Origin of the sequence: Thalassospira sp. UBA1131, assembly GCF_002311515.1 — a bacterium.
Classification (GTDB): Bacteria; Pseudomonadota; Alphaproteobacteria; order Rhodospirillales; family Thalassospiraceae; genus Thalassospira.
On sequence record NZ_DCAO01000008.1, the window covers coordinates 20,666 to 27,695 of the forward strand.

The 7,030-nt window shown below is 54.0% G+C and carries 8 protein-coding genes; all 8 read left to right on the plus strand.

The window, feature by feature from the left end:
* Positions 1-31 precede the first annotated feature (31 nt).
* Entirely contained in the window at positions 32-1,027 is a 996-nt protein-coding gene (gene galE, locus B3Z49_RS01200; protein WP_296987627.1) for a UDP-glucose 4-epimerase GalE, read from the plus strand.
* 141 nt (positions 1,028-1,168) lie between these two features.
* Positions 1,169-2,017, plus strand: coding sequence for a glycosyltransferase family 2 protein (locus tag B3Z49_RS01205; RefSeq protein ID WP_296987628.1), 849 nt, complete (start codon positions 1,169-1,171; stop codon positions 2,015-2,017).
* A gap of 157 nt (positions 2,018-2,174) precedes the next feature.
* Positions 2,175-2,699: an inorganic diphosphatase gene (ppa, locus tag B3Z49_RS01210; RefSeq protein WP_008888719.1), complete on the plus strand. Its 525-nt coding sequence runs from the start codon at positions 2,175-2,177 to the stop codon at positions 2,697-2,699.
* Positions 2,700-2,870: 171 nt separating this feature from the next.
* Entirely contained in the window at positions 2,871-3,416 is a 546-nt protein-coding gene (locus B3Z49_RS01215; RefSeq protein ID WP_296987633.1) for an O-acetyl-ADP-ribose deacetylase, read from the plus strand.
* Between the two features lie 27 nt (positions 3,417-3,443).
* Complete coding sequence (locus tag B3Z49_RS01220) at positions 3,444-3,986, plus strand: L,D-transpeptidase family protein (RefSeq protein ID WP_296987635.1); 543 nt, start codon at positions 3,444-3,446, stop codon at positions 3,984-3,986.
* A gap of 69 nt (positions 3,987-4,055) precedes the next feature.
* Positions 4,056-5,030, plus strand: coding sequence for a DUF2333 family protein (locus B3Z49_RS01225; RefSeq protein WP_008888722.1), 975 nt, complete (start codon positions 4,056-4,058; stop codon positions 5,028-5,030).
* Between the two features lie 162 nt (positions 5,031-5,192).
* The gene (locus tag B3Z49_RS01230; protein ID WP_008888723.1) at positions 5,193-5,762 is read left to right on the plus strand and encodes a NifU family protein; all 570 of its coding nucleotides are present in this window, start codon (positions 5,193-5,195) and stop codon (positions 5,760-5,762) included.
* Between the two features lie 269 nt (positions 5,763-6,031).
* Positions 6,032-7,021, plus strand: a complete 990-nt coding sequence (locus B3Z49_RS01235) for a glucosaminidase domain-containing protein (RefSeq protein WP_296987637.1) — start codon at positions 6,032-6,034, stop codon at positions 7,019-7,021.
* Positions 7,022-7,030: the final 9 nt, after the last annotated feature.

A 7,030-nucleotide genomic window follows, 5' to 3' on the forward strand; every position in this document is an offset into this window, starting at 1 on the left:
CGGCTCAGGAACAAAGTAGTAATTCCATTTCATGCAAAACATTTTGATAACAGGCGGTGCGGGATATATCGGATCGCACATTTGCATCAAGCTTCGCGAAAGTGGCTACCAACCGGTTGTGTTTGATAACCTTTCAAATGGTCACCGCGATGCTGTTTCCCCAGATGTTCCGTTTATCCACGCCGATATTCGCGACAGTGCCGCCTTGAATAACGCCTTTGATGATTTCAAGCCTGCCGCCGTCATTCACATGGCCGCCCTGATTGAAGCTGGCGCTTCGATGGTCGAACCGGCCAGGTTTTATGAAGTCAACACTGCCGGGGCGCTGAACCTGCTCGAAGCGATGCGGCGCAATGGCTGCAACCACATTGTTTTTTCGTCAACGGCAGCTGTCTATGGCAATCGGGATGAAGGGCTGCTGTCTGAGACGCTCGAGGTCGGGGCGGAAAATCCCTATGGCCGCTCAAAGGCCATGGTCGAAACCATGCTTAGGGACTACGCCGACATATACGGTTTTCACGCCATTGCCCTTCGCTACTTCAATGCTGCGGGCGCCGACCCGGAGGGTCGAACGGGCGAAAGGCATGATCCGGAAACCCATCTTATCCCGCTGGTTTTGCAAACTGCTGCCGGTCAACGCGACCATATCAAGATTTATGGCACGGACTATAACACGCCCGATGGAACCTGCATTCGCGACTATATTCACGTTGATGATCTTGCCAGCGCGCACGTCAAGGCGCTTTCGCATGTCATCGCGTCCGAGAATGCTGCTTTCGATGCCGTCAATATCGGCACAGGCGAAGGCTGTTCCGTCAAAGAGATCATCGAACTTTGCAAAGAGATCACCGGTCGCGATTTCAGCGTGATAGAAGATGCACGTCGCCCCGGAGACCCCGCCAAACTGGTTGCAAACCCGTCCAAGGCGCAAGACATGTTTGGATGGCGCGCAAACTATCCTTCCCCACGCCAGATCATCGCGCATGCCTGGGCCTATTATCAGAAAAACATGACGAAAACCCGGTAAGCCAGACGCTCAGTGATCTTTACAGGCGCGTGACAGTATCAATTCTGTATTGATCGTCAGAGCAGTCGGAAATACTGTCTGCTCACACTGACTTGGTGCTTCCAGAAGCGGACACCACAAGCAACATTTAGGGGTATTTTAGTGCATAAGGTCTCAGTCATCGTTTCGACCTATAATTGGCCAGAAGCGCTGGAAATGGTTTTGCAATCGCTGATCGACCAGAAGGACGATAACTTCGAGGTGATTGTTGCTGATGATGGCTCAGGGCCGGAAACCGCGCAGACCATTACCAAGATGCAAAAAAAATCCCCGGTGCCGATCAAACATTTCTGGCAGGAAGATCAGGGATACCGGCTGTCGCGCGTGCGCAACGGCGCCATCGCGATGTCCGAAGGTGACATCATTGTGTTCACCGACGGTGATTGCTGCCTGATGTCGAACTTTGTTTCAAGCCACCGCAAAGCGGCCGAAGCAAACTGCTTTGTGACAGGCAAACGTGTTTTCCTAAAGGAACGCTTTACCAAGCTTGCGATGAAGAACCGTCTCCGGTTCCACAAATGGCCACGTGCGATCCTTTTCATGCTGGGCCTGACGGGCAACTGCAATCGTCCATTTCAGTTCATTCCGATCCCGCAAAGCCAGAAAAGCCTGTGGGAGCACGCCAATTGCTGGAAGAAAGCACAGGGGTGCAATATTGCGGCCTTCAAGGATGATATCCTGAGGATTGGTGGCTTCGACGAAGCCTATGAAGGCCATGGGTTGGAAGATTCAGATTTCGTACTCCGCATGATCCGGGCGGGTATCCGTCGCAAAAATGTTGAATATACCTCTCCTGTCTTGCATCTCTTCCACGGTCGTTCGATGCCCAGCCGTCATGCAAACGCATCAAAGAACCCGGGTTATTTCAATAATCTTGAGGCAGAATCAGACCGCTTCACGCCTGTGAAAAGCTCTTTGCTGCCGGTTGCCGAAACCGCCCAGGGTTTCTGATCAAAAGTATCATTTCCTGCCCCCTTGGAAGCGACGGCGTTTCGCGATAAAAGGTCGGCATCATTTTCCTTCGGATGCGTCTTTGCATCTTAGAAGCTCATATCAGCCGCCCTGGTGATCGGGGCATGCGTTCAAAAAGCGAAAGGGATTTTCCCAGATGGATCTCAGCAAGATTGCCGTTGGCAAGGATGTTCCGTGGGACGTAAACGTCGTCATCGAAATTCCGCAGGGCGGACCGGTCAAGTATGAAGTCGATAAAGACTCCGGTGCTGTTTTTGTGGACCGTTTTCTGCACACCTCGATGTATTACCCGGTCAACTATGGCTTCATCCCCAACACGCTTGGCGAAGATGGTGATCCGGTTGACGCCATGGTCATGTTCCGCGAGCCGGTCGTTGCCGGTTCGGTGATCCGTGCGCGTCCGATCGGTGTTCTGATCATGGAAGACGAAGCCGGTCAGGACGAAAAACTGATCTGCGTTCCGCATGACAAGATCGACCCGTATTACACCGACATCAAATCCCACGAAGACCTGCCGCAGATCCTGCGCGATCAGATCCAGCACTTCTTCGAGCGTTACAAAGACCTCGAAAAAGGCAAATGGGTTAAGGTCACCGGTTGGGAAGGTGCTGAAAAAGCTGCCAAACTGATCGAAGAAGGCGTTACCCGCCTCGGCAAATAAACCGCATTCAACCCGTCTTCGGACAGGCACCGGATTTAAAAAACAACGCTCCGCCAAATCTGACGGAGCGTTGTTTTTTGACTTATCGGTCGCGTAACACTACTTTGGTGCAGGGGTGCCACCCTTACAGGTTGGTATTGAGGGAAGAATTCACGTTTCAGGATACTATTCGTGACCCACAAAAACGCGCCCGACAAAACCCATGCCATCAAAATTACCCTCAGTGACATCACCACACTTGATGTCGATGCCATCGTCAATGCCGCCAACGAGGCACTGTTGCCTGGCGGTGGCGTTTGCGGTGCGATCCATCATGCGGCGGGTCCTGAACTGGCAAACGCCTGCCGGCCGCTTGCCCCCTGCCCGACGGGTGATGCCAGAATCACACCGGGATTTAACCTGAAGGCCAAATACGTCATCCACACCGTCGGCCCGGTCTGGCATGGCGGCACACAGGGTGAGGCCGATTTGCTGGCAAGCTGTTATAGCCAATCAATCTTGCTGGCGGTCGAGAACAATCTGGCCTCTGTGGCGTTTCCTGCCATATCCACCGGGATATTTGGCTATCCGGAAGACCAGGCGGCCAAAATCGCCGTATCAACCATTTGTGAGCTGACTGGCGAATTGGCGCAAATGCCACAAATTTACCTTTGTTGTTTCTCACCATTGGCGCGTCAGCATATTGAAGCTGCGTGCCAGCACTATGCCAGCACATGATCGAATACGATAAGGTCCATCAATAGAATGCAAAGCGACGCTGCTGCACCTTCGCCGTCCCAACCGCTTGAACTGTTTGCTTCGCCAGACGGTGTGCTGAGCGTGGGTGAACACACATTTCGCTGTGCCCTTGGGAAAAATGGCGTGATTGATGCCGACCAGAAAACCGAAGGCGATGGCAAAACGCCGGCCGGTCGCTGGCAGCTGCGCTATGTGATGTATCGTGCTGATCGCAGGCCCAGCCCGCGCACCAAGCTTCCGGTCACCACCATTTCATTTTCCGACGGCTGGTGTGATGATCCCGGTCATCCCGACTATAACTGCCCGGTCCGCCTGCCGTTTGATGCCAGCCATGAAAAGCTGTTTCGCAAGGATGATCTCTATAACATCATCGTTGTTCTGGGCCATAATGATGACCCGCCCGTGCCCGGAAAGGGATCGGCGATCTTCATGCATATCGCCAAACCCGATTATGCCGGCACCGAAGGCTGTGTTGCCTTGGCCGAGAAGGATCTTGAAACACTGCTTGGACTGGCGACCTTTGAAACGTTCATCACCATCACTGCGTAAAATCATGGACTTGCCGTTTGGGTGCACAGCGCCTAGGTTCAATTGCCGGATCAATTCACAGGACAAGTCATGATTGAAGACGATTATCTCTATAAAAAAGGCGGCGTTGCAGGATTTGGTTCCCGACTGAAAGCTATTTTCGGTTCGGGAAAGTTCTGGGTGCGCAGCCTTGGTGTGATCGTTCTGATTGCCGTGATCTATTATCCGGCAGGCATGGCGATTGTGCATCGTATCGATGACAACCCCGACTTTATCGGCAATTACAAGGGCGGCAGTCACGCGGTGAACACCGCCGCAGCCCTGATTGATCGCGAGGTCAACCAGAACCGCTGGACCGCCAACGACCCGTTCTTCCTGCCAAGTGCAGCCCTTGATAACATGCCGAACTTCCAGACCGGGATCGTCTATGCCCTGTCGCGCTTTGCGATCGAGCTTTCCGATCAGATCGGGCGCGCCCGTGGGTCAAGTCAGGTTGACCCGGATCTGGACGATGCCGCCGGCCTTTTGAAATTCCGTGGCGACAAATGGGTGTTTGATCCCAGCGTTTCGCTGCTGCCCGGTGTCACGTCCGAACAACAATACCGTCAGGCAATCCGGTCCCTGCAAAACTACAATACCCGTCTGACCAACGGGAATGCGGTTTTTGAACGCCGTGCCGACAACCTTCAGGAAACACTGAACCGCATTGCCAATGACCTTGGCTCGGCCTCTGCCCTGATTGATGATAAGGTGGAAAATCCGTCGATCTTTGATCGCACGGCCGATGACGTTTTCTATGCCACCAAGGGTCGCCTTTATGCCTATAGCCTGATCTTGCGCGATCTTGGCACCGACTTCGAACAGATCATCAATGAACGCCAGATCGCATCGGTCTGGGCAGAAATGATCGGATCCCTGCAGGCAGCAGCCGCACTTGACCCGATGGTGGTTGTGAACGGCTCGGCCGATGGCATCGTCTTCCCTAACCATTTGGCGGGGCTTGGTTTCTATCTGCTGCGGGCCCGTACCCAGATGCGCGAAATCAGCAGCATTCTGCAACGTTGACGTCAATGTGATTGCGAAACACGCCATCCGGAATACCTGAGTTGCGCGCTGCGACTTGATCTTTTGTGGTTTTTGCCCCATTTAGGGCCTAACCAAATGAAATAGAGATTGTTGAGTGGGCAGCATAAGTCCCGACAATCAGAGTGAGAGGACAAGCCGAAAATGTTCATTCAGACCGAACCAACCCCGAATCCGGCGACACTCAAATTCCTTCCGGGCGAAGAAGTCATGGGCCGTCTTGGCACCGCCAACTTCGTCAAGGGTGACGAAGCCATCAAATCGCCGCTTGCGCGCAAGCTGTTTGAAATTGATGGCATTGCCGGTGTTTTCCTCGGCGGTGATTTCATCACCATCACCAAGGATGACTCCAAGGACTGGCAAACCCTGAAACCGCAGATTCTTGGCGGGATCATGGAACATTACACGTCGGGTCAGCCGGTTCTCGATCAGGATTCCAACGCCGCCACCGGTACCAGCTCTGCTGCCGAAGGCGATGATGAACTGGTCAGCCAGATCAAGGAACTGCTTGATACCCGCGTGCGCCCGGCCGTGGCACAGGATGGTGGTGACATCGTCTTCCACCGTTTCGAAGATGGCGTGGTCTTCCTTGAAATGCACGGTGCATGCGCCGGCTGCCCAAGCAGCACCGCGACGCTCAAGATGGGCATCGAAAACATGCTGCGTTATTACGTGCCCGAAGTTCAGGCCGTCGAACCGGTCATGGCTGACTGAACCTGACCCGGTTTTCGGACACCTCACCGACAAGATGGCGTCCGACCATCCGGTGAACTGACCGCGCACGGATTTACGAGTCGTTAACAAATTCAGACGCCCGGCGTGAACTTTAACCCGCGCCGGGCGTAAAAATTATGCGCTGAACGAAAAGGTTTTCTTGGCGTTTTCAACTCTCGGAGATATTGCCCGTTGCGATCATCGCGCGCGGCAGGCATAGATAACCTCCACTTGGGATGGACAGTTCGACTGATCCTGGAGATTCAACAATGACTAGCGCAAAAACAAACAGTTACAGGAATGTTGCGCTCGCTTCGATTTTCGGAGCGGTTATTTTCCTGTATATTGGGCTTTTCGCCGGAATTGATCTTTCTCCAACTCCGGAAGGTTTCGAGACAGAAACCGTCGAAGTCACGGCAGATGAAGCCGTTATCAAAAAGAAGAAAACGGTTTATCGCCGCGGTCCTGAAGTCATCGCACTCAGCCAGTATTTCAAAAGCATCGGCTATCACCTCAATGAGGTAGGCGAAGTTCCGCGCGTCTATATCAAGCGCGTGCCCGAAGGCCTTGGCGAACTGGCATCAGTTGAAGAGCGCAAACAGCTTTTCCTGAAAATCATGTTGCCGCTGGCCATGCGCGTGAACGAAGAAATCACCGCGCGCCGTGAACGCCTGATGGCCATTCAGGCCAAGGGCATTTCCGGCACCCCGGTCAGCCAGGCCGATCAGCAATGGGTCAATCAGCTGATGAAGCGCTATCGCGTGACCGATGGCGGCATCAACGCCCTGCTTGAGCGCATTGACGTTATCCCGACCTCGCTGATCCTTGCCCAGTCGGCAGAGGAAAGTGGTTGGGGCACGTCACGCTTTGTGCGCAAAGGCAACGCCCTGTTTGGTCAATGGGCCTGGGGCGACGATGAAGGCATCGTGCCGAAAGATCGCGAAGATGGCAAAACCCACGTCATCAAGGCCTTTGGTAGCCTGATGGACAGTGTGCGCGCCTATGCACGCAACATCAACTCGCATCCGGCCTATCAGGAATTGCGCGAACGTCGCGCAACCCTTCGCGCCGAAGGCAAGTTTATCAGTGGCTGGGAACTGGCCGAGACCCTGACCAAATATTCCGAGCGCGGCGAGGAATATGTCGACAGCCTGCATGCGATCATGAGTGTGAACGGCCTGAACGAGCTTGATGGTCTTGATTTTGCGGCAGGCGACGTCCCGCCGCCGCCAAAGGTGCTCGCCGCCCTTGAGGAATAATCCCAAGGG